Source organism: Pseudomonas frederiksbergensis (assembly GCF_003732275.1).
GTDB classification, from domain to species: Bacteria; Pseudomonadota; Gammaproteobacteria; order Pseudomonadales; family Pseudomonadaceae; genus Aquipseudomonas; species Aquipseudomonas frederiksbergensis_H.
In genome coordinates this window covers 1,293,457-1,320,200 of the sequence record NZ_MOBM01000038.1, presented here as the reverse complement: position 1 = coordinate 1,320,200, position 26,744 = coordinate 1,293,457, and the positions used below count along the sequence as shown (strand labels likewise).

Annotated in this window: 22 protein-coding genes; 3 read left to right on the top strand and 19 right to left on the bottom strand. The window is 61.3% G+C overall.

The genetic code is table 11. From position 1 onward, the window contains the following. Positions 1-16: 16 nt before the first annotated feature. Positions 17-2,296, bottom strand: a complete 2,280-nt coding sequence (locus BK662_RS25430) for an ATP-dependent DNA helicase (RefSeq protein ID WP_123359455.1) — start codon at positions 2,294-2,296, stop codon at positions 17-19. Beyond that, complete coding sequence (locus tag BK662_RS25425) at positions 2,293-3,960, bottom strand: VRR-NUC domain-containing protein (protein WP_123359456.1); 1,668 nt, start codon at positions 3,958-3,960, stop codon at positions 2,293-2,295. Before BK662_RS25425 ends, BK662_RS25430 begins: the two co-directional genes overlap by 4 nt. 208 nt (positions 3,961-4,168) lie before the next feature. Here BK662_RS25425 and BK662_RS25420 point away from each other — a divergent pair, with 208 nt between their 5' ends. Beyond that, positions 4,169-4,393 carry a YgdI/YgdR family lipoprotein gene (locus BK662_RS25420; RefSeq protein WP_008012287.1) on the top strand — a complete coding sequence of 75 codons (225 nt, stop codon included), beginning with the start codon at positions 4,169-4,171 and terminating at the stop codon, positions 4,391-4,393. A 176-nt stretch (positions 4,394-4,569) separates the two neighbouring features. Here the strand turns inward: BK662_RS25420 and BK662_RS25415 are convergent, their stop codons facing one another. The 13 genes from BK662_RS25415 to BK662_RS25355 all read right to left on the bottom strand — a co-directional run bounded on the left by BK662_RS25415 (position 4,570) and on the right by BK662_RS25355 (position 20,787). Then, a complete protein-coding gene (locus BK662_RS25415) occupies positions 4,570-5,649 on the bottom strand; it encodes a tartrate dehydrogenase (protein ID WP_123359457.1) in 1,080 nt (359 codons plus the stop codon). 35 nt (positions 5,650-5,684) lie between these two features. Then, positions 5,685-7,142 (bottom strand): NAD-dependent succinate-semialdehyde dehydrogenase, encoded by a 1,458-nt coding sequence (locus BK662_RS25410; RefSeq protein WP_123359458.1) that lies wholly within the window; start codon positions 7,140-7,142, stop codon positions 5,685-5,687. 252 nt (positions 7,143-7,394) lie between these two features. Beyond that, positions 7,395-8,552, bottom strand: a complete 1,158-nt coding sequence (argE, locus tag BK662_RS25405) for an acetylornithine deacetylase (protein ID WP_123359459.1) — start codon at positions 8,550-8,552, stop codon at positions 7,395-7,397. Continuing rightward, the gene (locus BK662_RS25400) at positions 8,549-9,718 is read right to left on the bottom strand and encodes an NAD(P)/FAD-dependent oxidoreductase (RefSeq protein WP_123359460.1); all 1,170 of its coding nucleotides are present in this window, start codon (positions 9,716-9,718) and stop codon (positions 8,549-8,551) included. Before BK662_RS25400 ends, argE begins: the two co-directional genes overlap by 4 nt. Then, positions 9,715-11,106: an FAD/NAD(P)-dependent oxidoreductase gene (locus tag BK662_RS25395; RefSeq protein ID WP_123359461.1), complete on the bottom strand. Its 1,392-nt coding sequence runs from the start codon at positions 11,104-11,106 to the stop codon at positions 9,715-9,717. Before BK662_RS25395 ends, BK662_RS25400 begins: the two co-directional genes overlap by 4 nt. After that, positions 11,088-11,396, bottom strand: coding sequence for a (2Fe-2S)-binding protein (locus BK662_RS25390; protein WP_123359462.1), 309 nt, complete (start codon positions 11,394-11,396; stop codon positions 11,088-11,090). The genes BK662_RS25395 and BK662_RS25390 overlap by 19 nt, the downstream gene beginning before the upstream one ends. After that, positions 11,393-13,234 (bottom strand): ABC transporter ATP-binding protein, encoded by a 1,842-nt coding sequence (locus BK662_RS25385; protein WP_123359463.1) that lies wholly within the window; start codon positions 13,232-13,234, stop codon positions 11,393-11,395. Before BK662_RS25385 ends, BK662_RS25390 begins: the two co-directional genes overlap by 4 nt. 1 nt (position 13,235) lies before the next feature. Then, the gene (locus BK662_RS25380) at positions 13,236-14,111 is read right to left on the bottom strand and encodes an ABC transporter permease (protein ID WP_123359464.1); all 876 of its coding nucleotides are present in this window, start codon (positions 14,109-14,111) and stop codon (positions 13,236-13,238) included. Continuing rightward, a complete protein-coding gene (locus BK662_RS25375) occupies positions 14,108-15,064 on the bottom strand; it encodes an ABC transporter permease (RefSeq protein ID WP_123359465.1) in 957 nt (318 codons plus the stop codon). The genes BK662_RS25380 and BK662_RS25375 overlap by 4 nt, the downstream gene beginning before the upstream one ends. Before the next feature lie 47 nt (positions 15,065-15,111). Further along, entirely contained in the window at positions 15,112-16,749 is a 1,638-nt protein-coding gene (locus BK662_RS25370) for an ABC transporter substrate-binding protein (protein ID WP_123359466.1), read from the bottom strand. A gap of 94 nt (positions 16,750-16,843) precedes the next feature. Beyond that, positions 16,844-18,118, bottom strand: a complete 1,275-nt coding sequence (locus BK662_RS25365; RefSeq protein WP_123359467.1) for an NAD(P)/FAD-dependent oxidoreductase — start codon at positions 18,116-18,118, stop codon at positions 16,844-16,846. 45 nt (positions 18,119-18,163) lie between these two features. Further along, the gene (locus BK662_RS25360) at positions 18,164-18,832 is read right to left on the bottom strand and encodes a haloacid dehalogenase type II (RefSeq protein WP_123359468.1); all 669 of its coding nucleotides are present in this window, start codon (positions 18,830-18,832) and stop codon (positions 18,164-18,166) included. 482 nt (positions 18,833-19,314) lie between these two features. After that, positions 19,315-20,787, bottom strand: coding sequence for an aldehyde dehydrogenase family protein (locus tag BK662_RS25355; RefSeq protein WP_123359469.1), 1,473 nt, complete (start codon positions 20,785-20,787; stop codon positions 19,315-19,317). Positions 20,788-21,027: 240 nt separating this feature from the next. Between BK662_RS25355 and BK662_RS25350 the strand changes: the two genes are divergently transcribed. Further along, on the top strand, positions 21,028-21,885 hold the full coding sequence (locus BK662_RS25350; RefSeq protein ID WP_123359470.1) for a GNAT family N-acetyltransferase: 858 nt from the start codon (positions 21,028-21,030) through the stop codon (positions 21,883-21,885). Between the two features lie 69 nt (positions 21,886-21,954). Continuing rightward, the gene (locus BK662_RS25345; RefSeq protein ID WP_123359471.1) at positions 21,955-22,668 is read left to right on the top strand and encodes a cupin domain-containing protein; all 714 of its coding nucleotides are present in this window, start codon (positions 21,955-21,957) and stop codon (positions 22,666-22,668) included. Positions 22,669-22,979: 311 nt separating this feature from the next. On the opposite strand, the gene BK662_RS25335 is transcribed toward BK662_RS25345, so the two are convergent. From BK662_RS25335 to BK662_RS25315, 4 genes are all read right to left on the bottom strand, one after another. Further along, on the bottom strand, positions 22,980-24,185 hold the full coding sequence (locus BK662_RS25335; protein ID WP_123359473.1) for an acetyltransferase domain-containing protein: 1,206 nt from the start codon (positions 24,183-24,185) through the stop codon (positions 22,980-22,982). Positions 24,186-24,224: 39 nt separating this feature from the next. Further along, on the bottom strand, positions 24,225-24,998 hold the full coding sequence (locus BK662_RS25330) for a DUF4198 domain-containing protein (protein ID WP_259695943.1): 774 nt from the start codon (positions 24,996-24,998) through the stop codon (positions 24,225-24,227). A gap of 508 nt (positions 24,999-25,506) precedes the next feature. After that, positions 25,507-25,995 (bottom strand): Lrp/AsnC family transcriptional regulator, encoded by a 489-nt coding sequence (locus tag BK662_RS25320; protein ID WP_008055821.1) that lies wholly within the window; start codon positions 25,993-25,995, stop codon positions 25,507-25,509. Positions 25,996-26,040: 45 nt separating this feature from the next. Further along, entirely contained in the window at positions 26,041-26,697 is a 657-nt protein-coding gene (locus tag BK662_RS25315; protein ID WP_123359475.1) for an HAD family hydrolase, read from the bottom strand. Positions 26,698-26,744: the final 47 nt, after the last annotated feature.

Genomic DNA, 26,744 nt, shown 5'->3' with positions numbered 1-26,744 from the left:
TATAACGTAATAATTCCTACAAGCCAGAAGGAAAATGCGTCGATTCAACTGACCACCAGCGCGGCAACAATTGCTTGACCTTGCTCTCGCCAAACCGGTCATCGATCAGCATCACCACCCCTTGATCCTGCTGGGTGCGGATCACCCGCCCCGCTGCTTGCACGACTTTCTGCACGCCAGGAAACAGGTAGGTGTAGTCATAACCGGCACCGAAAATCGCCGCCATGCGCTGTTTCATCTGTTCGTTGACCGGATTCAGTTGCGCCAGCCCCAGGGTGGCAATGAAAGCACCAATCAACCGCGCGCCGGGTAAATCGATGCCTTCGCCGAATGCTCCACCCAGCACCGCAAACCCTACGCCCTGACTATGGACGGTGAATTGATCGAGAAACGCCTGACGCGGCCCTTCCCCCATTCCCCGGGACTGCGACCACAGCGTGATGTGCGGATGCCGTTCGGCCAGCAACTGGGCCACTTGCTGCAAGTAATCGAAACTGCTGAAAAACGCCAAATAGTTACCGGGGCGTTGGGTGAACTGTTTGGCGATCAGCTCGACGATGGGCTCAAGGGATGCCTGACGATGGACATAGCGGGTCGAAATCTGGCTGACGATATGCACTTGCAGCTGTTCGGCGCTGAACGGCGACTCCACATCGATCCAGACTGTATTCGCCGGTGTTCCCAGCAAATCGGCGTAGTAATGCCGAGGGCTCAGGGTGGCGGAAAACAACACGGCGCTACGCGCAGCAGTCAGGCGCGGGCGAATGAAAGCGGCGGGCACCACATTGCGCAGGCACAGCTGCGACAGGTTGCGCTTGCGGTCGAGGTCGCGTTTGCTGATGTCGAACAGGAAATGCTCATCGAACAGTTCAGCCACGCGGCCGAATTGCAGCATGTCGAAGTAAAAATTCTGCAACCCGCTGTCCAGACCCTGAGGGTGATCGTTGAGGTAGTCGCCGATGCTCGCGCAGCATAAGGACAGCGCCTGAAGCAGTTTTTCCGGGGCTTTGTCGTAGGCTTGATAGGGGCTCAGTTGCTGATCATGCAGGGCATTCCATTCACGATTGACCCGTTGCAAGGATCTCTTCAGTGGCTCAGGCGCAGTTTTTCGCACGCTGTTCAACGTCGCCTGGTCGAGGCTGGCGCTGTACATCTGCCGGCCACGCTCCACCAGATTGTGGGCTTCGTCCACCAGCACCGCGACTTTCCAGTTATTGGCCTGGGCCAGCCCGAACAGCAACGCACTGAAGTCGAAATAGTAGTTGTAGTCAGCGACCACCACGTCCGCCCAGCGGGCCATTTCCTGGCTGAGGTAGTAGGGGCAGATCTCATGCTGCAGGGCAACCTCGCGCAACGCACTCTGGTTCAGCAGGCTCAGTTGGCTGGCGGCCTGACGCGCGGCGGGCAAACGATCATAAAAACCCTGGGCCAACGGGCAGGACTCGCCATGGCAGGCCTTGTCCGGGTGCTCGCAAGCCTTGTCCCGGGCGATCATCTCGAGGACTCGCAAGGGCGGAGCGTCGGCGCTGTCGAGGATGACCTGCGCGGCGTCCAGCGCCAATTTGCGCCCCGGGGTTTTCGCCGTAAGGAAAAACACCTTGTCCAGTTGTTGCGGTGCCAGGGCCTTGAGCATCGGGAACAGCGTGCCGACCGTCTTGCCGATACCGGTCGGTGCCTGGGCCATCAGGCAGCGACCGGTGCTGACAGCCTTGAACACCGATTCGGCCAGATGCCGTTGCCCGGGACGAAAATCGGTATGAGGAAATGCCAGCTGTTGCGCCGCCAGATTGCGCCCTTCGCGATGGGCCATTTCCTGCTCGGCCCAGTGCAGGAACAACCCGCAACGGTGTTCGAAAAACAGCTGTAGTTCGGCGGCGCTGAAGGTCTCGACCAGGCAGGTTTCCTTTTCGCTGACGATGTCGAAGTACACCAGCGCCAGATTAATCTGCTCCAACTGCAGTTTCTGGCACATCAACCCACCGTAGATCTTCGCCTGCGCCCAATGCAGCTGCCGGTGGTTGGCCGGTTGCTTGCTCAGGTCGCCACGGTAGGTTTTGACTTCTTCGAGGCAGTTTTGCGCCGGATCGTAGCCGTCCGCCCGGCCCTTCACCGTCAAGGTTCGATACTGGCCCTCAAGCGCGACCTCGCTCTGGTAACCCTCGCTGCGCCGTGACGCCACGGTGCGATGCCCGACGATGCCTTCCAGCGCAGTCGGTGACGGGGTGAAGCGCAGGTCGAGGTCGCCGACCTTGGCGGTGAATTCACACAGCGCCCGCACCGCAATGCTGTAGCTCACGCGCCCTGCTCCGCCCATTGCACGTAGCACACGGCGATCGGCATCTGGTGCTCGTGACAGAATTCCAGCCAGCGTAATTGATTGTCTTGCAACCGATCGCCGGGGCCTTTGACTTCGATCATGCGGTAGGTTTTGTCTTGTGGCCAAAACTGAATCAGGTCCGGCATGCCGGCGCGGTTGGCCTTGATGTCGAGCAACAGTCGATTGAACCAGTGCTTGAGGTGTTCGGCAGGCAGACAGTCGAGTGCCTGCTCCAGCAGTTCCTCGCTCAGCACGCCCCAAAAGACGAACGGTGACTGCACGCCCCACTTGGCGCTGTAACGCTCGCGAACCGTTTGCACATAACGCCCGTCATCGAGTTCGGCCAGGCAGGCCTGGAACAGATCCGCGCGCCGCGCATGAAAATCTTCGTTGAGCAGGTCCACCGGCCCGCGCTGGAACGGGTGAAAAAACGCCCCCGGCAACGGCGCGAAGATTGCCGGCCAGCACAGCAGCCCGAACAGTGAATTGATCAGGCTGTTCTCGACGTAATGCACCGGCGCCGACTCGTCCGCCAGGTGGGCCTGAACGTAAGACTCCACCGACAACGCCGGATCGTGCCTGGGCAGTTGCAGGTCCAGACGCTGCATGGCCCGAGGAGCTGGCCGCTTGATCGGCGGCCCGCCCAGTTTGCGCCGCAATCTGGGCAGCACACGCGATAGATGCTGATGCTCGGCAGCGCTTTCAGGGGCTTGCTCGGCGTGGATGGCCAGGTCCATCGCCAGTTGGTATTCAGCACAGCGCTCCAGCACGCGAATCAGCCGTAGACGCGCGCCGGGGTAGGCGCATTCGCGGTAAAGGCTCAGGGAGGTGGAAAAATCCGCGACGCGCTCGCAGTGCTGACCGATCTGGAACAGCAGTTTGCCGCGACGTCTTTGCAGCCAGGGATTGTCGAGCGGCAGACCGTTGATCTGCTCGACAATGTCCGCCACGTCTTCACCGGCCTCGAAACGCTGCTGATAGCTGTGCAGAAACAGACAGGCATCGACGTCCTCGCGACTGCGCAACCCTCGGGACTCGGTGCAGAACTCGACTTTTTCGTAGGTAAAGATGCCCAGGTCGGCCAGCACGAACTCCGACCAGTCTTGGTAGAGGTTGCCAAAGAACATCAGCCGCAGCCGGTCGCACAGGCCCATGACGGTCAGGCTGAACAACCGGTCATTCAGTGCCGGACACCATTGGGCAAAACTTTGCGCTTCGGGAAACTGCTCGCTCAGGGTCGGCAGCCAATCGGTCTTTTTGCCCTTGGGCTGATCGATGGCGCTGCCAAAGCACTGCAGAATCTCGGCCTTGAGCAACACCTCGAACAAGTCCTCGATGTGCAATGGCGACTGCTCATCGATCCAGCCCGATGCCAGCAGCGGCGCCGCAGCGCTGTCGATGTCGCCGATCTCGACGTAACTCAATTTACCGGCCCTGAAATGCACGCCCTTGCGCATCACCAGTCTGACCAGCAAGGCCTGGGACTCGCGGGGCAGTCGATTGAAGTCGCAGATGAAATCCTGCTCCTCGACGCTCAACACATCGGCATAACGATGCTCAAGCCAATCAAGCACTTGCATGAAGTTGTTCAAGTAATAGAACGGATCATCGAGAGGATTTACAATCACGGGCAAAAGGGCCATGGCAAACGAGTACTGGTTATGCGTACAGATACCAGCTATGCCCCACCCGGTGCAAACGGAAAAGGATCAGTGGCGACGCTATTCGGCAATTTTCGGGTGACCATCGAACTTTCTGCCATTCCATCGCACCAACCGCGTTAGAGGCACAGCGACGATTGACCTCAAGCGAGGCTGCCGCGCTGTTTTTATTCAGTGATGAGAGGTGTGTATGAATATCAAGACTCTGGGTTTGCCCCTGGCAGTAGCGGCCTTTTTGGCCCTGGCCGGCTGCTCGACGCCAACGGTCGTGACCCTGCAGAACGGCACCCAGTATTTGACCAAGGACATGCCGAACACCAAAACCAAGGACGGCTTCTTTGAATTCGAAGATATTTCCGGGGCGAAGGTGAAAGTCCGGGCGGATGACGTGGCCACGGTTCGCAAGGAAGACTGATCTCCCTTGGCGGTAAGCTAAGCGACGCAAATCCTGTGGGAGCGTGGCTTGCCCGCGAAGAATGCACCGCGGTTTTTCAGGTATTACGCGTCATCGTTCTTCGCGGGCAAGCCACGCTCCCACAGGTTCTGCGTTTTAACTTACCGGCATTAGCGCTGCCCGCTTTGGTTTGGTCTTTAAAGCGCTTCTGCAATCGCCTTTCCGACCTCCTGGGTCGAGCCCTTCCCGCCCAGATCCGGCGTGATCGGCCCCTCGGCAATCACCCGTTCGATCGCCTGCAGAATCCCGTCGTGCGCGGCGCGATAGCGCTCATCACCGTTCCCCAGAAAATCCAGCATCAACGCACCGGACCAGATCATGGCGATCGGGTTGGCGGTGTTGCGCCCGTAGATGTCCGGGGCCGAACCATGCACCGGTTCGAACAGCGACGGAAAACGCCGCTCGGGATCAAGGTTGGCCGACGGCGCAATGCCGATGGTACCGGCGCAAGCCGGACCGAGGTCGGACAGGATGTCGCCGAACAGGTTCGACGCCACCACCACATCGAACCGGTCCGGTTGCAGCACAAAACGCGCGCAGAGGATGTCGATGTGTTGCTTGTCCCAGGTGATGTCCGGGTACTGCGCGGCCATCAACGCCGTGCGCTCGTCCCAGTACGGCATGCTGATGGAAATCCCGTTGGACTTGGTCGCCGCCGTCAGGCGCTTGCGCGGTCGGGTCTGGGCCAGGTCGAAGGCGAACTTGAGAATCCGGTCCACGCCACGCCGGGTGAACACCGACTCTTGCAGCACGAATTCATGCTCGGTGCCTTCAAACATCTTGCCGCCGACCGAGGAATACTCGCCCTCGGTGTTCTCGCGGATCACCACGAAATCGATGTCGCCCGGTTTGCGTCCGGCCAGCGGGCACGGTACGCCGGGAAACAGCCGCACCGGGCGAATGTTCACGTACTGGTCGAAGTCGCGGCGAAACTTCAGCAGCGAGCCCCACAGGGAAATGTGGTCCGGCACCTTGTCCGGCCAGCCCACGGCGCCGAAGTAGATGGCGTCGAAACCCTTGAGCTGCTCGAACCAGTCATCGGGCATCATCTGCCCGTGTTCCAGGTAGTAATCACAGTGAGCCCAGTCGAGCACTTCGATGCTCAAATCCAGCTGCCACTTCTTCGCGGCCTGCTCCAATACCCGCAATCCTTCCGGCAGGACTTCCTTGCCGATGCCATCGCCGGCAATCGCGGCGATTCTGAATGGTTTACTCATTAATCATGCCTCGCAAAATGGCTGTGCAATCGTTATCACAGCCCGCCGATGTGGAAGGCTTTGACTTCAAGGTATTCGTCCAGGCCGTACTTGCTGCCTTCACGGCCAACGCCCGACTGCTTGATGCCGCCGAACGGCGCGACTTCCATGGAAATGATCCCGGTGTTGAGACCGACCATGCCGAACTCCAGCGCCTCGCCGAAACGCCAGGAACGGCGCAAGTCCTGAGTGAAATAGTAGGCGCCCAGACCATAAGGCGTGGCATTGGCCAATGCGAGCGCTTCGGCTTCATCGGTAAAACGCATCAACGGCGCCACCGGGCCGAAGGTTTCTTCGTTGGCCAGGAGCATGCCGGCGTGGGTGTCGCCGAGGACGGTTGGCTGAACGAACTGGTTGTCGCCTTCGGGAATACCGCCGCAGAGCAAACGCGCACCCTGGCTCAGGGCATCGTCGATGTGCCGGGCGACCTTGCTCACCGCTGCCGGATTGATCAGCGGGCCGATGGTGACGTCGGCGTCAAGGCCATTGCCGACTTTGAGCTTGCCCACCTCCTCCACCAAACGCTGGGCGAAGCGCTCGTAGATGCCGTCCTGCACCAGAATGCGGTTGGCGCAGACGCAGGTCTGCCCGGCATTGCGGAATTTGCTGAGCATGATGCCGGCGACTGCCTGCTCCAGATCGGCGTCGTCGAACACGATGAATGGCGCGTTGCCGCCCAGTTCCAGGCTCAAGCGTTTGATGTGTTCGGCGCTCTGGCGCATCAGCAGACGACCGACCGCGGTGGAGCCGGTGAAGGAGATTTTGCGCACCGTCGGGTTGCCGGTCAGCTCTTCGCCGATGCCGGCGGGCATCCCGGTCAACACGTTGAATACCCCGGCCGGAATGCCGACGCGCTCGGCCAGCACCGCCAGGGCCAGGGCCGACAGCGGGGTCAGGTCCGAAGGTTTGACGATGATAGGGCATCCGGCAGCCAAGGCCGGCGCGCACTTGCGCGTGATCATCGCGTTGGGGAAATTCCACGGGGTGATGGCGGCGCACACGCCAACCGGTTGCTTGAGCGTCAGCAGGCGGCGGTCGCCACTGGGGGCCGGCATGGTTTCGCCGTAGACCCGGCGGGCCTCTTCGGCGAACCACTTGACGAAGCCGGCGCCGTAGCGGATTTCGCCCTTGGCCTCGTTCAGCGGTTTGCCCTGCTCGCAGGTCATGATCAAGGCGAGGTCATCGAGGTTGTCGATCATCGCCAGATACCAGCGCTCCAGCAGCGCCGCACGTTCCGCCGCCGGGCGTGCGCGCCATGCAGGCCAGGCGCGTTCGGCAGCTTCGATGGCACGCCGGGTTTCCGCGCCTTGCATGGCCGGGACTCGGGCGAGCAATTGGCCGGTGGCCGGGTCGATGACGTCCAGGGTTGCGGCGTTATCGGCGCCGATCCACTGACCGTCGAGGTAAGCGAGTTCTGCCAAAAGGCTGGGGTCTTTCAAACGATTCTTGAGCATGGTCGAGTCCTGATCCGAGACCTTTCCAGTCTAGGGAGGTGCCACGGATGAGGATGCTGAAAGCGTTTGATGGGCAGTGTTGGATGCTGAAATTTGCGGTGGGACGGCAGGCTCTACCGAGGGGCATGGCCCTTCAGACAAACACAAAACCCATGTGGGAGCGAGCCTGCTCGCGATAGCGGTGGATCAGGCAACATTGATGTTGATTGATAAATTGCAATCGCGAGCAGGCTCGCTCCCACATTTGATTTTTTACAACTTCAGGGAACCGAGCAGGCCCTCAAGAAACCGCTCCCCAGCCTCCATCTGGCTGATCTCGATAAACTCGTCCGGCTTGTGCGCCTGTTCGATCGAGCCCGGGCCGCAGACCACCACGGGCACATCCAGACGCTGTTTGAACAACCCGCCCTCGGTGCCGAACGAGACTTTGGCGGTGCCGGTGTCCGGGGCGGCAAAGTTTTTCAGGAAGCGCACCGCTTCGACGCTTGGGTGGGTATCGAGGCCGGGATAGACGTTGACCGTTTCAATTTCGATCGCTGCGACACTGGACAGCTTTTTCGCCTCGCGCACGATCACTTCGGCACGCTCGCGCATCTGTTCCAGGAACTGATCAAGATTGTCCGCCGGCAAGTTGCGCACTTCGAAATCCAGGGTGCACAGGTTGGGCACGATGTTCAGCGCCTTGCCGCCGACAATCTGCCCGACATGCACAGTGCTATAAGGCACGTCGTAGTCGGCATCCTGCGCGCCCTGCGCTTGCAGTTGCTGCTGGCTCTGGCGCAGTGCCGCGATGAAATCGCACGCCACGTGAATCGCGTTGACCGAACGCGGTGCCAGGGAGGAATGGGCCTCCAGCCCACGGCAGTAAGTGCGATAAGAACCCTTGCCCTTGTGCCCCAGCACGAACTGCATATTGGTCGGCTCACCGATCAGGCACAAAAACGGCCGCACCGGCGCCAGGTGTAGCACGTCGAGCAAACGTCGAACACCGACGCAACCAGTCTCTTCGTCATGGGACAGGGCGATTTGAAGCGGTCGGCTCAAGGAATGGTCGGCGGCATCGAGCATGGCGTCGATCGCCAAAGCAATAAACCCCTTCATGTCGCAACTGCCACGGCCGTAAATCCGCCCGTCCTGCACCGTCGCCTGAAACGCTGGAAAGGTCCAGGCCTGCCCCGCTGCCGGCACTACATCGGTGTGCCCGGACAGCAAAATCCCCGGCAATTCCTTGGGGCCGGTGCTGGCGAACAGATTGGCCTTTTTGCCTGTTTCGTCCTTGACGATCAGCGACTCGATGCCCTTGCTCAGCAACAGGTCGCGCACGTACTCGATCAGGCCCATGTTCGACTCCGACGATACGGTGTCGAAGGCCATCAGGCGTTTGAGAATTTCCAGTACACGGGGTTTCATGAGGCCCTGCTCCTTTGCTCAGTTGTCCGTTGCTCGGCTGAAGGGGCGAACCGGCGGATGGAGAACGGCTCAATCGAGGTGCTAGTGCTGCCGGTGCTGATCAGTTCAGCCATCACGTCGCCGACGCCGGGGCCGAGCTGGAAGCCGTGACCGCAGAAGCCGAACGCGTAGTACAAGCCGTCAACGTTGCCGCTCGGTCCCATCACCGGCAGGGAATCGGGTAGATAGCCTTCGATGCCGCTCCACACACGGATGATGTTCAGGTTGCCGACACCCGGCAGCAGGCGACGCATCTGGTCCATCTGATTGAGAATACTGCGCGGCTCGACATAGGCGCGGCGGTTGAGCATGTCCGGTTTGCTCCGGTAACCGCCGCCGATGATGATGTTGCCGCGCGGAATTTGCCGGAAGTAGATCACTTCCTCGGGAATTTTGGTGTACACGCCAATCACCGTTGGCAAGGCGTAGGGCACCGGTTCGGTCACGGCCATTTGCGGGCCGTGGGTGTCCAGCGGCACCGGTTCGCCGAACTGCGCCGAGAGTTTCTGGCCCCAGGCACCGGCCGTGATCAGCAAGCGCTCGGCGATGAATTGACGGCCATCGGTGGTGGTCACCGTGAACTCGCCGCCGACCTTCTGCACGTCGGCGACTTCGGTCTGTTCCTCGATCCGCGCTCCGAGGCGTCGTGCCGCCCGGGCGAAGGCCGGCGCGGCCAGACGCGGGTTGGCGTGGCCATCATGAGGCGCATAGGAACCGCCCTTCACATCCGGCCCGAGGAACGGGAAGCGCTCGTGCAGCTCAGCGCCGCGATAGATCTTCAAATCCAGCTGCGCCGCCTCGGGCGCCGCTGCGTAGGCTTCCAGCTCAGGGATTTCGTCTTCGCGATAACACACGCGCATGTGCCCGCTGGCGATGAACTCGAGGTCGTCGTCGATCAATTCCGGCAGGCGTTTCCACAACGCCCAGGATCGATTGGCCAACTCCAGTTGACCGAGAAATCGCCCCTGACGCCGGACATTGCCGAAGTTCACCCCGCTGGCGTACTGACCGATCTGGTCGCGTTCCAGCAGAATCACCGACTGCCCGCGCTGGCGCAGGAAAAACGCCGCCGCCGAGCCCATCAGGCCGCCGCCGACAATCACCACATCGGCTTTGTGTAGCGTCATGGCGACACCTCCTCGGTGAGCATCGAAAGGGGTTTGACCGGCGCCTGGCCACGCTGCCGACCGACCTGTTGCACACTGACGCCCGCAGCGGCGGCAATCACTTCGGCCCCGGCCTGGGAGCAATAACGGCCCTGACAGCGGCCCATGCCGACCCGACTGAAGGCCTTGGCCCGATTGACTTCACAGGCGCCCTTCTCGCTCACGGTGCGGCGCAACTCGCCGGCACTGATCATCTCGCAGCGGCAGACGATGGCTGAATCCGGTAGCGCTTTGGCTTGCGCCGCAGGCCAGGGAAACGCCTGGGCCAGGCCGAGGCGAAACTGATCCATCACCGCCAAGGCGTGCCGTTGTTCGTCGCGCAACCCGACGTTCACCGGTTGCTGCAAATCTTCCAGCAACGCCATCGCCACCAATCGCCCGGCATGCTCGGCGGCATCGGCACCGCGAATCTTCGAACCGTCCCCGGCGGCATACACACCGCTGACCGAGGTCCGGCCCGCTTCATCGACGGCCAGCCACCATTGGCTGGAAGCCTCGTCAAAACGCATGCGGCAACCTGCCAGGTCGGCCAATTGGGTTTCCGGGCGCAAGTGATAACCCAAGGCCACGGCATCGCAATCGATCGTCAGGGTTTCGCCTTTCGCCGTGCTGATCCGCACACCACTGACCCCGCTGGCGGCGTTCCCCAGCACTTGCAGGGGGTTGATCCCCAAGTGCACCGGGATCTTCGCCCGATAAAGCTGCGCCAGCAGTTTCATCCCGGTGAACAGCAACCCCGGCCGCGCCAACAACTTGGGCAAGGCGCCGATCCGTTTACTTAGCGGCGAAGTATCGAGCACCGCCGCAACCGTGGCTCCGGCTTTGACGTATTGACTGGCAACCAGATACAGCAACGGCCCGCTACCCATGAACGCCACGCGGTGGCCGATGGAAACCGCCTGGGACTTCAGTGCGATCTGCGCCCCGCCGAGGCTGTAGGTACCCGCCAACTGCCAGCCTTCAATCGGCATCAAACGGTCGGTGGCGCCGGTACAGAGGATCAGTTCGTCGTAATCCACCGTCGAGTGCTTGCCCTGACTGACGCAGCACAATTGCCCCGGCGTCAGGTTCCACACAAGGGTGTCCGGACGGTAGTCGATCTGCCCGCGCAAGCGGTCGAAGCTCTGGTGCAAATCCTTGGCCTTGGCGGCTTCGGTGCCATACAAGGTGACGTAGTCCCGGGTAAACCCTTCAGGCTGGCGACGGTAGATCTGCCCGCCATCCCGGCGATTCTCGTCGATCAGGATCGGTTTGAGGCCGGCCGCCAACAGCGTCTCGGCACAGCGAATGCCGGCCGGCCCGGCCCCGACGATAACGACCCGATGAGTGCTCAGCCGTGCAGTGGCCATATCGCCTCCGGTTGTGTGGTGACGATGTCCAGCCCTTCGCGGACTTCATTGGAGCAGGCACGCAGGCGTTCGCCGCTGCGGGTCCAGACCCAGCAATCCTGGCACGCGCCCATCAGGCAGAAACCGGCGCGACGGCCTGAATCGAATTCCGATTGGCGCAGCGCGTTGCCCTGGATCAGCAATGCGACCATCAGCGTATCGCCCCGCAATGCCTCGATGGGCGAACCGTCCACCGTCAGTTTGACTGTCGGCCGGCCCTGCTCGGCCAGCCTCACAAAACGCCCGCTCATGCGTAGGCTCCCAAGGTCATGGTGGTTAAATCCTGCTGAGTCTTTCGCAACTCGGCACTGTCGTGATGGCAAAGGATTTCACTGCCGCCGTCGATGATCCGGCGGTTCGGCGCGGTGCGATTGCACAGGCCGTCGACCCGCACCGGGCAGCGACTGAGGAAGGTGCACAGCTCTGGCACATTGGCCTTGGCGCCGATCGGCGGCAGCGTGCCGCAAGTGGTGCCGCAGTTTTCCAGCCAGCCCTGTCGCAGCTCCGGCACCGAATGGATCAACAGGTCGGTGTAGGGGTGAAACGGTGCCTGCGCGAAAGACTGCCGAGTGCCGGCCTGAACCTTGTGGCCGCTGTACATCACCACAATGTCGTCGCACAGCGCCCGCACCGTGGAGATGTCATGGCTGATGAACAGATACGACACGCCCAGTTGCTGACGAAGATCGCGCAGCAGTTCAAGAATCGCCGCACCGACCACGGTGTCCAGCGCAGAGGTCACTTCATCGCAAAGGATCAGGTCCGGTTTGGCCGCCAGGGCCCGGGCCAGGTTGACCCGCTGCTTTTGCCCGCCGGAGAGTTCATTCGGGCGTCGTTCCGCCATGGCCCGCGGCAGGCGCACCAGGTCCAGCAGTTCGCCGATACGCTCGCGCAGTGCGGCGCCCTTGAGGCCGAAGTACATCTTCAGCGGACGACTCAGAATGGTGCCAACACTGTGCATCGGGTTGAGCGCTGTGTCGGCGTTCTGGAACACCATCTGAATCCGCCGGAACTGTTCGTCAGTGCGCTCGGACAAACTGCCGCCCAATGGCTGGCCATCGAACGTCAGGCCGCCCAATGCGGGCATCAGCAACCCGGCCACCACCCGCGCCAGGGTCGACTTGCCGGAACCCGACTCCCCGATCACGCCGATGGCCTGGCCCCGGCGCACGGTCAGGTCGATGTCTTCCAGCACGCGGATTGCCGGCATGCCTTGCATATTCTTGTTGCCGTAACCGGCGGTCAGCCCCTGAATGGTCAGCAGCGGCGCTTCTTCGGCGATGCCGCAGGGCGGGCGAATTGTCGTGTCCGGGCGGGCAGCCAGCAGCAGGCTGCGGGTGTATTCATGGGCCGGGGCTTTGAGCAACGGCGCGGTGGCGTTCTGCTCGAAGATTTGCCCGCCGTTGAGCACCACAATCTGATCGGCCATTTGCGCTACGACCGCCAAGTCGTGGGACACATAGACCGCCGTCGCCCCACGCTCGCGGACCACGCGTTTGAAGGCACGCAGCACGTCGATCTGGGTGGTCACGTCGAGGGCAGTGGTTGGCTCGTCGAGCACCACCAGCAATGGATCGCTGATCAGCGCCATGGCCGCCATTACTCGTTGCAACTGCCCGCCGGATACCTGATGCGGATAACGCTGGCCGATGTGATCAGGGTCCGGCAGGGCCAGGTCGCGGAACAGTTCGATGGCTTTGGCTTCCAGCGCGGCCCGACTGCCCAAACCATGAATCAAGGCGCCCTCCACTACTTGGTCGATAAGCTTTTTCGCCGGGTTGAACGCGGCGGCGGCACTCTGGGCGATATACGAAACGCGGTTACCGCGCAGACCTTGCAGCTCGCTTTCGCTCAACGCCAGCATGTCGTGTTCACCAACCTGCACCACCCCGCCCGCCAACCGGCAACCGCGCCGGGCATAGCCGAGCAACGCCAGGGCGATGGTGGTCTTGCCGGAGCCAGACTCACCGATCAGCGCCAGCACTTCACCTTTTGCCAGGGAGAAGCACACGCCCTTGACGATTTCCACCTCGCCGCGCTCACCACAAGCCACCACGCGCAGGTCTTCGACTCGAATCAAATCACTCATTTCAATGACCTCCCGCACGTCGACTACGCCGTGACGACAGCCGGTCGATGAACAGATTCACGCCGATGGTCAGGGTGCCGATGGCCAGCGCCGGAATCACGATGGCTGGCGCACCCTGATTGAGGCCGCCGATATTTTCCCGTACCAGCGAGCCAAGATCTGCATCCGGTGGTTGCACACCCAGGCCGAGGAAGCTCATGCCACTGAGCAGCAGCACAATGAAACCGAAGCGCAGCCCCAGATCCGTCAACACCGGGTTGAGCATGTTCGGCAGGATTTCCACGCAAGCGATGTACAGTCGGCGTTCGCCACGGGTGCGGGCCACTTGCACGTATTCCAGCGCTTCGATGTTCACCGCCATGCTGCGGGCGATGCGGAATGCACCGGGGGTGAAACTCAGCACCGCGGTGCAGATCAGCAACAGCACCGAGGAGCCGAAAGCCGAGACCATGATCAGCGCCAGCATCTTGCTCGGGATGGAGATAAAGGCATCCATCAAACGACTGATCACCTCGTCCAGCCACTTTGGCGAGACCACCGACAGCAACGCACATCCGGTGCCCAGCGTGCTGGCCAGCACTGCCGAAATCAACGCCAGGCCAACGGTGAACCGCGCGCCGACGAGGATGCGGCTGAGCATGTCGCGGCCCAGGTAATCGGTGCCCAGCGGGTAAGCCGCGCTGAGGCTGTCGAAGACGTTGTCGGAAATCACTTCGCCCACCGGGTGCGGCGCCAGCCACGGACCGAAGATGGCCACCAGCAACCAGATCACACACATCGCAGCGCCGACCAGACCGAGCCACGACGGCCCATGGGAGACCTTGCCTAGCGCCAGCTCGGGGCCGGCAGGCGCCGATTTCGCAATGAGATCGTTCATTGGTTTCTCAGCCTCGGATTGGAAAGAATCGCGCACAGGTCGGCAATCAGCACCAACCCCAGGTACGCCGTACAAAACAGCATGGTGCAGGCCTGAACCAGCGCCATGTCGCGGTTGGTCACCGCATCGACCATCAGGCTGGCGATGCCGGGGTAGTTGAAGATGGTCTCGACGATCACTACCCCGCCCAGCAGGTAGGACAGGCTCAGGGCGATGGCATTGGCAATCGGCCCGATGGCGTTGGGCAAGGCATGGCGCAGGACGATTCGCATCGGGCTCACGCCTTTGAGCCGGGCCATTTCCACATAGGCACTGTCGAGTTGATCGATCACCGCCGCCCGGGTCATGCGCGCCATTTGCGCGACAATCACGCAGCACAGCGTCATCACCGGCAAGGCGTAGGTGCGCAGAAATTGCAGCGGTGAGGTGATGTCGCTGGCATAGGACAACGCCGACAGCCAGCCCAGGTTCACCGCAAAGATCAGCACCGCCAGGGTTGCGACCAGAAACTCCGGCACCGCGACCAGCGCCAGGGTGACAAAGCTGAGGAAGCTGTCGATGCGCCCGCCGCGGCCCATGGCCGAACCGATGCCGAGGATCAGCGCCACCGGCACCGACACCAGCGCCGTGACGGCCGCCAGCATCAACGTGTTGGGCACCCGCCCGGCCATCAAGTCGCTGACCGGCATGGCGTTGGACACCGACTGCCCCATGTCACCGCTGAGCAGGTTCATCAACCAATGCAGGTAACGCACCACACCGGGTTGATCCAACCCCAGTTTCAGGCGCAAGGCCGCCACCTGTTCCGGCGTGGCGAATTGCCCGAGAGCCTGTTGCGCCGCGTCCCCCGGCAGTACCGCCGTGATGGCGAAAACCACCATGGACACGATCAACAAGGTCACGACCGCCGCGCCCAGGCGCCGGCCGATCAACCACAGTGTGTTGCTATTCATCGCCCTACCCTCATGCAATATCCCCGCTTACACGCGTGTGCGGCCGATCAAGCATCCAGCCAGATCTGCTCGGCGAACATGTAGCCCATGAAACCGCCCAACGGGTTGCTGCCGTAGCCTTTGATGCGCTGGTCGACGCCATCGATGTTGCTGATGAACACCGGCACGCCGATGCCGCTGTTGTCGTGCACCAGGGCCTGCATGTCGGCGTACATCTTGCTGCGCTTGGCGTCGTCGGTTTCACCGCGGGCGAGCATCAGCAACTGGTCGAACTGATCGTTCTTCCAGCCCGATTCGTTCCATGGCGCGCTCGACTGGAAGAACTGCGAGAACATCACGTCGGCGTTCGGCCGCGGGTTGATGTTGCCGAAGCTCAGCGGGTGCTTCATCCAGTGGTTGGACCAGTAGCCATCACTGGGCAGGCGGTTGACGTCGAGTTTGAGCCCGGCCTGTTTCGCCGATTGCTGCAACAGCACGGCGATGTCCACCGAACCGGTCGCGGCCGGTGAGCACATCAGCGGCATGCTGATACTTTCCATGCCGGCCTTCTTCAGCAGGAATTTGGCTTTTTCCGGGTCGTAGACCCGCTGCGGCAGGTCGGCGTTGTAATAGCGCGAACCGGGGGAAATCGGATGGTCGTTACCGACCACGGCAAAGCCACGGAACACCGCGGATTTGACCTGCTCACGGTCCAGCAGGTACTTCATGGCCTGAGTGAATTCCGCACTTTTACCCGGCATCTGGTCCTGACGGATGATCAGGTCCGTGTAGTTGCCCGACGGTGCATCGACGACGCGGTGGGTGGTGCTGGCCTTGATCCGCGTGGTCGAGCGCGGGTTGACCTCGTTGATGATGTGCACGTCGCCCGACAGCAACGCATTGATCCGTGACGGTTCGTCGGCAATCGCGATGAACTCGATCTCGTCCAGGTACGGCAGGCCCGGTTTCCAATAGCCGGTGTTGCGCGCGGCAATCGAGCGCACGCCCGGTTTGAATTCCTTGACCTTGAATGGCCCGGTGCCGATGCCCTGATTGAAGTCGGTGGTGCCTTCGGGAACGATCATCAGGTGCGACACGGCGAGGATCGACGGCAGTTCGGCGTTCGGCGCGCTCAGGCGGATCTGCACTTCGTGGGTGCCGGTGGCCTTGATCTCCTCGAACTGCGCCATCAGCGGCATGACCTTGGAACCGGTCAGCGGATCCTTGTGGCGCGACAGCGAGTACACCACGTCGGCGGCGCTCAGGGTTTTGCCGTTGTGGAAGGTCACGTCCTTGCGCAGGGTGATGATCCACAGCGTCGCGTCGGTGTTGTCGATGCGCTCGGCCAGTTCCAGTTGCGGCACCAGATGGCTGTCGAAACGGGTCAGGCCGTTGTAGAACATGAAGTGGCGCACGTAGTCGGTGGACAGCGCACCCTTGGCCGGGTCCAGGGTATCGGCGGTGGAGCTGGACATGCCGGCGACGCGAATCCGCCCGCCCGGCTTGCCTTTGCCCGGGGTCGCCGCTTCTTCGGCGAACAATTTGCCGGCGGCGCCGAACAGGCTACCGGCACCCGCTGCGGCGACACCTGCCACGCCGAGCATCTGCAAGGCGCTGCGGCGCGACATGCCGCGATTGAGGCCTTCGAATACCCGCAGGCTTTCCTGGCCGGAAATCAGTGTCGAGTCGATTTTGTTGTCAGTCATATCAGTTGTACCTGTCGAAAAAATGAGGCTCGAGTGCCCACGGATATCCGGGGCGTCCTGGAAACGCAAACGACGGTGACGCCACAACATCAACTCAATGCAAATAGTCCTGGAAGCGGTAATAAGCGCCCACGAACGGCAGGAACCACGGCTTGCCGAAATGCCCGGGAATCGCCGGCCAGTCGAGTTCGCGCCAGGGGTTGGCCTCGACCTTGCCAGCCATCACCTCGGCCATGACCTGGCCCATGTGCACCGACATCTGCACCCCATGGCCGCTGTAGCCCATGGAGTGATAAACCCCGCCGTGCTGACCGGCGCGAGGCAAGCGGTCGGAGGTCATGTCCACCAGTCCGCCCCAGCAGTAATCGATCTTGACGTTGGCCAACTGCGGGAACATCTGCACCATCGCCGCTTGCAGCACCTTGCCGCTCTTGGCGTCGGACACGCTGTCGGACATCGCAAACCGCGCACGCCCGCCGAACAGCAAGCGGTTGTCCGGGGTCAGGCGAAAGTAGTTACCAATCATGCGGCTGGTGACATAGGCACGCCGACCGGGCAGCAGCTGATCGATCAGGACCTGTGGCAGCACCTCGGTGACGATCACGAAACTGCCGACCGGTACGATCCGCCGCCGATACCAACCCAAACCGCCGTGCTGGCAGGCGCCGGTCGCCAGCAATACTTGCCCGGCGTGCAGCGAACCCTTGCTGGTATTGACCCGATAGCCGCCGACCTGGGCTTTCCAATCCGTCACCGGCGTCCCTTGATGGATCAGCGCACCGTGACGTGCAGCGGCCTCGGCCAGCCCGACGCCGAAACGCCCAACGTGCATCTGCACGCCGTTGCGCTGCAGCAAGCCGCCGTGGAACTGAGCGGAATTCACTTCAGCGCGGGTCTGTTCGGCGGTCAGCAACTCGACCTCGGCATCGACTTCCTGGCTAATCAATTCGCAGGTGCGCGCCAGGCCTTCGTAGTGCATCGGTTTGGCCGCCAGCTTGAGCTTGCCGTTGCGCTTGAGGTCGCAGGCGATCTGCTCCTGCTCCACCAGCGACACCACGCTCTGCACCGCGCTTTCATAGGCCTGGTAATAAGCGCGGGCCTTGTCGGCACCGAGGCTGGCGCTCAGCCCGGCGTAGTCCTGGGCAACGCCGGTATTGCACTGGCCGCCGTTGCGCCCGGAGGCTTCGCCGATCACCCTTCCGGCTTCCAGCACCACCACACTGGCGCCCTTCAGCGCCAATGCCCGCGCCGCCGCCAGGCCGGTGAAACCACCACCGACGATGGCCACGTCAACCTGCCCGGGCAATGCACCGAGCTGAGCACCGGTAAACGCCGGTGCGGTGTCGAGCCAGTAGGATTCACTGCCCATGTCTAACCCGCCTATGCCAAATGAAGAATGCCGTTACCGTTCGACTCAGAGACCGACCAGCGCCGCCAGCCCACCGATGTCGGTGATCTGCTGGTAGCCGTAGAACGCATTGCCCGGAACCTCGTGACCGCGGGCGACAAAGGCCTTGTTCTTGATCTTCATGTCGTGGGCCGGCATCAGGTCGTAACGGAAACTCGAAGACACATGCAAGATGTCTTCCGGGCCGCAGTTGAGGTTGTCGAGCATGAACTCGAATGCGGCCAGACGCGGCTTGTAGGCCTGGGCCTGTTCGGCGGTGAAGACTTTGTGAAACGGCGCGCCGAGCTTGTCGACGTTGGACATGATCTGGCTGTCGCTGGCGTTGGAGAAAATCACCAGAGGAATCTTGTCAGCAATTTTCGACAGGCCGGCCGGCACGTCCGGGTGTGGGCCCCAGGTCGGTACGGCGTCGTAATACAGCTGACCTTCGTCACGGTACTCGATGCCCCAACGCTTACAGACTCGCGCCAGTGAGGTCTTGAGGATTTCGTCATATGGCATCCAGTCACCCATCACTTGATCCAGACGATAGGCGGAGAAATCCTTGACGAACTGATCCATCTGCTCGGGTACCACGCGATCGGCGAACAGTTCGCGAGTCATCGTGCCCATGTGGAAATTGGTCAGCGTACCGTAGCAGTCGAACGTAATGAATTTGGGGCGAAGAAAGCTCATTGAGTGCGGTCCTGAAGTTCGTTGAGGTCATGGCGCGACAGGCATTCGCTGCGTTTCGGGAGCGGCGATGCAACGCTGCAGCACACCGTCATTACAACACCGTGAAACCAGCAGATGGCGTTAAAAGCGACCTCTGCTTGATACAAACCACCGTTTTAGCCATCCCCCTCAGCAGACTTTGCGGCTCGCTCCAGCCTTGGGCAAACCCCGTATTTGTGCGCTTTTATGGACCTTGATGGCCGCGCGAGGCTCAAAAACGCCCGCATTCACGGCAGAACCTGCGCCGGGCGGAACGAAAACGGGCGCATCCGTCAGGAAGCGCCCGTTTGGGTGCTGATTAAAGAGTGTTGAAGATCCGGAGGTTATATGGAACCTGTGGGAGCGAGCCTGCTCGCGATAGCGGAGTGTCAGGCAAAATTAATGTCGACTGACCCTCCCTCTTCGCGAGCAGGCTCGCTCCCACAGGGGACAATCAGTGGGCGCTACTGCACGATATCGATCAGCACGCTCTTGAAGCGCAAGTTGGCTTCGAACGCTTCGCGCCCCAGGTCCTTGCCGATGCCGGAGCGTTTGTAGCCGCCGGTCGGCAGGATGTAGTCGTTGCTGCGTCCGTAACGGTTGACCCACACCGTCCCCGCCTCCAGGCGCCGGACCAGCCGCAACGCACGATTGATGTCAGCGGTGTGCACCCCCGCCGCCAGGCCGTAGGTGGCGTGTGCGGCCAGGCTCAACGCCTGCTCTTCATCATCGAACGCCTGCACCGTCAGCACCGGGCCGAAGATCTCTTCGCAAACCGCCGGGTTGTGGTTGTCCAGACCAGCCAGCAAGGTCGGTCGGTAATAAGCCCCGCCCAGCCCTTCGAACAACCCACCGCCAGTCAACACCTCGGCCCCGGCCTGACGCGAGCGCTGGACGATGCCATCAATGCGGCTGGCCTGCAGCCGGGAAATGATCGGCGACAGTGTGCTCTCGGAAGACCAGGTCGGCCCCGGGCGCAGCTCTTCGAAATACGCCTGCAAGTGCGCAATGAACGGTTCCATGATCGAGCGTTCAATCAACAGCCGCGAACCGGACACGCACACCTGCCCGGCGTTACCGGTAATTGCCAGTGCCACGGTGCGCGCGGTTTTCGCGATGTCCGGCACGTCGGCGAACACCAGTTGCGGGCTCTTGCCGCCCAGCTCCAGCGTCACCGGTTTCGGCCCCACCAGCGCGCAGGTAGACATGATGCTCGACCCGGTCGCCGTGGAGCCGGTGAAGGTCACCTTGCCCACCCGAGGATGACGGCACAAGGCATCGCCGGTGACGCGGCCATCACCCTGCACCACATTGAAAATCCCTGCTGGAATACCCGCCTGCACCGCCAGCTCGGCGAAGCGCAGGCTGGAGAACGGCGTCAGCTCCGACGGCTTGAGCACCACGGCATTACCGGCGGCCAGTGCCGGAGCGACTTTCCAGGAGGCCATGCTCAACGGGAAATTCCACGGCGCAATGGCGGCAATCACGCCGTACGGTTCGGCGATCTGCATGCCCAATCGATCAGTCTGGGTGGCCGCGACATGGCCGCCGTGCTTGTCCGCCAGTTCGGCAAAGAAGCGAATGCCCTCGGCGACATAAGGAATATCCCAAGCGATCACATCTTTATGCGGGCGGGTCGACCCCATCGCTTCCAACGGTGCCAGGACGGCGGCATCGGCTTCGATCAGATCGGCCCAGCGGCGCATGACACGCGCCCGTTCCCGGGGTGGACGACTGGCCCAGTCGCTGCGATTAAAAGCCTGCCAGGTATCATTGACCGCCTCATCCACCAGGTCGGCATCGGCGATCGGCAACTGGGCATAGGCCTGGCCGTCCGAAGGACGAACCACCTCCAGTCCCGGTTGGGCATCGCGGTATTGACCGGCAATAAAGTGAGCACTGCGCACAGCGATAAGGCGAGGATCGAAGCTATCCATGGAGCACTCCAAAAAGGGACGGCGAGGCGTGAACTCAGGCTTCCATCGTAGAAAAAAAGCCCAAGCATTTGCTGCCGACCTTATGGGGCAATTAAGTAGTAAGTGTGGTCTGCAGGCCTGCGACGTGAGGAATCTGCCGAATCTTCCAGGCCCCCTTGTCAGGCCTTCACGCAGATGGGATACAGGCACCCTAGCGCCGGAAAACCGGTTGATCGCGCACACTGAAAACGGAGACTCGCCATGTCCGCCTCGCAACCTTCCACTTATGTCTATCGGCCGATGACCGCCGCCGATATTCCTTCGGCCCATGCCTTGTCCGTGCAGTTGAAGTGGCCCCATCGCCAGGAAGACTGGGCGATGTTGCAGCGGGTCAGCGAAGGCTTTGTGGTGCTCGATGGTGAGCGACTGATCGGCAGCGCATTCACCTGCCCGCAAGGCAAGTTCGCGACCATCGGCCTGGTGATCGTCAGTGACGACTATCAGGGCAAGGGGATTGGTCGTCGATTGATGGAATACGCGATGGAGGCTTGCCAGTCATGCATGCCGATGCTCAATGCCACCCTCGCCGGCGCACCGCTTTACGCCAGCCAGGGTTTTGTCGAATTCGGCCGGGTTCAGCAGCATCAAGGCCAGGCGCAAGCACCCGCGCTGGAAGCACTGGCGGACGGTGAAGAATGTCGTCCACTGCGCGCGGCTGATCAGGCACGTCAACTGGAACTGGCCAACGCCGGCAGCGGGCTGGACCGCCAAGCGGTGCTTACGGATCTGTTCGAGGTGGTCGAGCATTCGGTGGGCATTGAGCGCGACGGTCAATTGCGTGCCTTCGCCTTGCTGCGCCCTTTCGGTCGTGGTCGTTGCCTCGGCCCGGTCATCGCCGAGACTCCTGAGCAGGCCAAACACCTGATCGCCGTGTTGTTGGCCCAGGTGCCGGATGCCTTCGTGCGGATCGACATTCCGGCGGACAGTGTCTTGGGCGAATGGCTGGAGCTGGCCGGCCTCAAGCAGGTCGACACGGTGGCACAAATGGCACTCGGCACACCGCCGCAAGCGGTCAACGGCGTCCGCCAATTTGCCCTCGTCACCCAAGCCATTGGTTGACCCCGGCGCGCGATGAAGCAAGCGCCATCCAACACCTTCTATCCCCCATTTGCAGGGAGCGTCACCCGTATGTCTCAACCTACCGTTCTGCTGTTGGCTCGCGCCGACGGCAGCCGTATTTCTACGCCTTTCAAAGCAGCCCCCTTGAGCTCCATCGATCCGTTCATGGACAGTCGTCAGGTCGCCTACACCGGGCCCGACGGCGCATCGGCGGGCATTGTTCACACCAGTAAAACCGTCGATATCGATGACTTTCCGCACACCGAAGTGATCGTGGTCCACGCCGGGCATGTCGTGCTGCAATCCCGGGAACAGACGCTGGAACTGGGGATCGGTGCCAGCGCTGTGATCGGTCGCGGTACGGCACTCAAGCTTCAGGCACAACCCGATACTTGCTGGGCCTTCTGCGCCGTCAGCATCCCCACTGCCGAACCGACGCCGGGGCTGACAGCCCTCGACCCGTTGGCGATGCTGTCACCTTCGGCGGCACCGGAACCGCAAATACTGATCGGACCTACACCGCAGTGCCGATCCCGCAATGCCTTCGAAGATGACGCCACTGATCTGCGCGTCGGTGTCTGGGATTCGACGCCGTACACCCGCCATGGCCGAGCGCATAAACTCAATGAGCTGATGCACTTGATCGAAGGCAGCGTGACCTTGCAGGCACCGGATGGAACCAGCGTAACCGTCAACCCCGGTGACACCGTGTTCGTACCGCAAGGCGCACCGTGCGCCTGGAGCAGTGCGCGGTATGTGCGCAAGGTGTATGCCGTTAAATAACGCTGACCGATTTGACGCAGTGCAACCTGTGGGAGAGAGCATTCAGCATTATTGTTGGCTGAACCTACGCTATCGCGAGCAGGCTCGCTCCCACAGGGGATCTGCTGTGAACACATTATTCGTGAACGACGCCGATTCAATGTGGGAGCGAGCCTGCTCGCGATGAGGCCTGAAAAACACCGCAAAACTTGCAGTCAGCCATGCCCCCCGCAGCACTGCGATATTCAGTCCTTAACTGACTGCCATCAGCCGGTTGCGCTGCTTTTATTTTTCAGAGCCTCAGAACTTCTCTGGGAATCAGCGTCTGTAAATCAGAGGTATTTGAGAATCGCGATGTCGCGACGGCGCTGTTTTAGGTTGGCGAACCAGCGCGTCGGGAAGAACAGCAACACCCCGAGGATCACGCTCCACAGCCAGACCATGGGCAGGTTATCGAAACCATAATAGGTGCCCTGATTGGCGCCCCAGATCGCAACGGACACCAGGTACATGGCCTTGAGCACGTACAGGTGCAGCAAATAGAAGAACATTGGCGCACCGCCGTAGATCGCCAGAGTCGCGGTGGACCAGCGATCCTGGGCCTTCTCGAACAACGCCAAAAGGATCAGCCCCAGGCCGAGGGTCGGCATCAGAAACATCAGCGACGGCGGGTATTTCTTCGCGCTCATGAAGCTCATGAACGTGCGCAGGGAATCACCGGTCTGCATCCAAGGCTTCTCGCCGTAGACGTTCAGGTAACGGATGAATACGAACGCCACCAGCAGGCCAACGCCGACTTTCAGCAAACGGGAAATCCGCTCGGCTGGTTCCATGTCCTTGCCAAACCACGGCCCGATGGCCCAGCCCAGCAGAATCACCCCGATCCACGGCAACACCGGATACGTGGTGCGAGCCCGGGTGAACTCGGTGATGTCGATGAACACCCGCTGATGCAGGATCGACCACGGCACGTAGAACGGCGACTCCGGCCCAATAGTCACGCCGTCGAGCAGGTTGTGCCCGGCGACAATCGCCACCCCGAGCACGATCAACCAACCGCGCTTGAAGTGCAGCAACCCGGCGAGCACGATCATGCAGATGCCGATGCACCAGATCACTTGCAGCCACAACGTCTTGGGCGGGAACTCGGCGTTCCAGGCAAAGCAGACGAACGTGAGTTCCAGAAGCACCAGAAACAGCCCGCGTTTGAGCAGGAACACTGAAGTCTCATTGGCCGTGTGTTTCTGGCTGTAGAGCCAGGCCGACAAACCGGTGAGGAAGATGAACACCGGGGCGCAGATGGTGCTCAGCAATCGGGTGAAGAACAGGTCCGGGGTCACGCTCAAGGCGTCGATCGGGTCGGTCACCTGGCGGTGCAGCAAAAAGGTTTCCCGCACATGGTCGACGAGCATGCAGAGCATGACGAAGCCGCGCAGGGCATCGATGGCGAGCATCCGGGTGTTGGTTTTTGCAGCGCTGGAGGCAAGCGCAGGGGAAACACTTCCCGCCTGCCCTGCCACGCTTGTGGATAAGGTCATATCAGTCACTCATGTCGTGGTCAGTGGACTACCGCTGGCTCAGCCCTGTTTCTTCAGCTTGGCAACTTCCGATGCCGGCAGCTGCGACGGCGCCCGCGGCAAAGGTACCTGACCTTCCTTTCGATAGAACGACAACGTCGAACTGAAGCTCTTCACGTCAAAGGGTTCGGCCTGGCCCTGGGGATTGATGCGCTCGCCGGCGGTGTGGTCCTTGTATTCGACGGCCACCACATAGATGCCCTGCCAAGGCAGCTCGAAACTGACCTTGCCGGTCGCATCGGTGCGCCGGGTAAACACTTCGCCGGAACCGGTTTCCAGCACCACGTCGTGATCGGCCAAGGGCTTGTGCGCATAGAACACCTGGAACTGCGCCTTGCCGGCATCGGCGACACCGGTGGGCACGATATCCAGCGTCAGTTCCGGCGTGCGGGCGCGCAAGTCACCGACCCAACGGGTGGCGGGCGTCCAGTAAGCCTTTTGGGTTTTATCGCCGTCGTGAAGGTCGAAGATCGGGTAATGCGCGTCCTCGGCCAGCAGCGAGTCATCCACCTTGGATTGATGCGTCACGGCAAATGCCTGGCGCTGCAAGGTCAGGCTCAACGGTTGAGACTTGTTGCTGATCGACCAGCCCTTGAGTTGCCGAAACCGGTCCATCCCGCCCGGTGTGACTTCCAGCATGTTCTTGTCATATTCCCCGTAGTACAACGCCAGGGGTTGCCCCGGTGGCTGCTCGTACCAGATTTGATGCGCTTCGCTGCTGCTTGCCAGCATGAAGACGCCGTAACCCAACAGTGCTTTTTTTGCGTGGCTCATTCGCATTTTTTTGCGCTCCGATTGGTGTTGTTCAACGGATCGTCGCAGCCCCGCAACGATCTGCCCCTCTCTCTGAACGCATTACAACGCAGGCTATTTTGTGCTTTGCGCCGAATTCATCGCTCATAACGCAAACGAAGACTGTTTTCGTGGCGTAAACAGCTATTTATGCGGCCTGCGCCAGCATGACGCGCGTAGAGGGGTTTGGCGCGGCCGATGTCCAATCGGGGTGCATGCACAATGTCAGTCAGGTGAGGAACCTGTGGGAGCGGGCTTGCTCGCGATTGCGGAATGTCAGTCAACGAATGTGTTGAATGTGACGCCGCCATCGCGGGCAAGCCCTAATGCCAATCAGTAAAGGAATTGAACACCGCAGCCCCTGTGGGAGCGAGCCTGCTCGCGATAGCGGCGTGTCAGTCAACACTGATGTGAATGTACCGCCGTCATCGCGAGCAGGCTCGCTCCCACAGGGATTGCGGCAGGCTGCAAGGGAATGGCCGAGTCAGTTTCAGTGACGCAGTAATTTGCGCAGCGGCACGCCGTCCTTGAGCACGGGTGACTTGATGACGATGTAGCTGAAGTACTTGGAGATGCCGATGTTCTTGTCCAGCAGGCTTTCGATCACTTCCTGATAATGCTGAATGCTACGGGTCATGAAGCGCACCAGATAATCGTAGCCGCCACTGATCAGGTGGCATTCGAGCACTTCATCGACCAGACGGATATTGGACTCGAACTTGGCGAAGTCTTCGCGCTTGTGGTCGCTCAAGGTGATTTCGGTGAACACTGTGACCGAATCGGTGATCTTGGCCAGGTTCAGGTGAGCCTTGTAGCTGGAGATATACCCGGCCGACTCAAGCCGTTTGACCCGTTGCAGGCAGGGGCTGGCCGACAGGCCCACGGCATCGGCCAGGCTGACGTTGGTCATGCGCCCATCCTTTTGCAGCTCAACCAAGATGCTGATGTCGATCCGGTCCAGTTTTACTAAACCTTCCATTGCGTACCTCTTGACTGCCGTTTGTAAGACAATCTTCTAGCAAAATCAGCGCCGTAAAGACAGCTGATGCTGAGCCACCAGATCCGCCATGCTGTTGATGCAGTAATCCGCAGCGCACGGCGTCGGGTGTTTGCCCCGGCCGCGACAGATCAGACAGACAGCGCCCGCGCCCTGCTGCCGGGCGGAAGGCCGGGTCACCTGGAGGATGGTTTTGGCGTCCAGCTCATTGGCCGCCAGCCAATCGTGATCCCGCAGGGGATCACTGGCCAGTGAAATAAAATCGTCGGGCATGATCCCCAGGCGTTCACACAGCAGGCCACGATCCTCGGCATCACGATCGCCATGCACCAACAGGCGATAGAACTTGCGCAGGTACAGCATGGCGCCGGGTGCGTCTTCGAACAACGACCAACCCGCCACCGAGCGGGCAAAGCTCATGCCCTCCTCCCAACTGGCTTTCAGCCCCCAGCGCTCGGCCAACTGACGGTGCGCGAAACACAGCAAACCGCTGAAACCCAGTTCGCCGAAGCGCGGGTACAGCGCATGCACCACCTCGCTGAACTCGGCCAGCACCTGTGTTTTGTCCGGGTGGCCGCCACGGCTGTCGAGCAGCGGCTGCAACGCCGTCCAGACCCCGGAATCGCGATCCACCAGGACCTCATCGCAATCGATCAACAACGCTCGATAATCAGTCAGCCCCATGGTGTGTAAAGCCTCCGATGATGCATTCCATCAATCCATGCTCCATA

Coding starts and splice junctions, on each gene's coding strand:
- BK662_RS25425 (WP_123359456.1), bottom strand. CDS start 3,960: ATGGCCCTTTTGCCCGTGATTGTAAATCCTCTCGATGATCCGTTCTAT.
- BK662_RS25420 (WP_008012287.1), top strand. CDS start 4,169: ATGAATATCAAGACTCTGGGTTTGCCCCTGGCAGTAGCGGCCTTTTTG.
- BK662_RS25415 (WP_123359457.1), bottom strand. CDS start 5,649: ATGAGTAAACCATTCAGAATCGCCGCGATTGCCGGCGATGGCATCGGC.
- BK662_RS25410 (WP_123359458.1), bottom strand. CDS start 7,142: ATGCTCAAGAATCGTTTGAAAGACCCCAGCCTTTTGGCAGAACTCGCT.
- argE (WP_123359459.1), bottom strand. CDS start 8,552: ATGAAACCCCGTGTACTGGAAATTCTCAAACGCCTGATGGCCTTCGAC.
- BK662_RS25400 (WP_123359460.1), bottom strand. CDS start 9,718: ATGACGCTACACAAAGCCGATGTGGTGATTGTCGGCGGCGGCCTGATG.
- BK662_RS25395 (WP_123359461.1), bottom strand. CDS start 11,106: ATGGCCACTGCACGGCTGAGCACTCATCGGGTCGTTATCGTCGGGGCC.
- BK662_RS25390 (WP_123359462.1), bottom strand. CDS start 11,396: ATGAGCGGGCGTTTTGTGAGGCTGGCCGAGCAGGGCCGGCCGACAGTC.
- BK662_RS25385 (WP_123359463.1), bottom strand. CDS start 13,234: ATGAGTGATTTGATTCGAGTCGAAGACCTGCGCGTGGTGGCTTGTGGT.
- BK662_RS25380 (WP_123359464.1), bottom strand. CDS start 14,111: ATGAACGATCTCATTGCGAAATCGGCGCCTGCCGGCCCCGAGCTGGCG.
- BK662_RS25375 (WP_123359465.1), bottom strand. CDS start 15,064: ATGAATAGCAACACACTGTGGTTGATCGGCCGGCGCCTGGGCGCGGCG.
- BK662_RS25370 (WP_123359466.1), bottom strand. CDS start 16,749: ATGACTGACAACAAAATCGACTCGACACTGATTTCCGGCCAGGAAAGC.
- BK662_RS25365 (WP_123359467.1), bottom strand. CDS start 18,118: ATGGGCAGTGAATCCTACTGGCTCGACACCGCACCGGCGTTTACCGGT.
- BK662_RS25360 (WP_123359468.1), bottom strand. CDS start 18,832: ATGAGCTTTCTTCGCCCCAAATTCATTACGTTCGACTGCTACGGTACG.
- BK662_RS25355 (WP_123359469.1), bottom strand. CDS start 20,787: ATGGATAGCTTCGATCCTCGCCTTATCGCTGTGCGCAGTGCTCACTTT.
- BK662_RS25350 (WP_123359470.1), top strand. CDS start 21,028: ATGTCCGCCTCGCAACCTTCCACTTATGTCTATCGGCCGATGACCGCC.
- BK662_RS25345 (WP_123359471.1), top strand. CDS start 21,955: ATGTCTCAACCTACCGTTCTGCTGTTGGCTCGCGCCGACGGCAGCCGT.
- BK662_RS25335 (WP_123359473.1), bottom strand. CDS start 24,185: ATGACCTTATCCACAAGCGTGGCAGGGCAGGCGGGAAGTGTTTCCCCT.
- BK662_RS25330 (WP_259695943.1), bottom strand. CDS start 24,998: ATGAGCCACGCAAAAAAAGCACTGTTGGGTTACGGCGTCTTCATGCTG.
- BK662_RS25320 (WP_008055821.1), bottom strand. CDS start 25,995: ATGGAAGGTTTAGTAAAACTGGACCGGATCGACATCAGCATCTTGGTT.
- BK662_RS25315 (WP_123359475.1), bottom strand. CDS start 26,697: ATGGGGCTGACTGATTATCGAGCGTTGTTGATCGATTGCGATGAGGTC.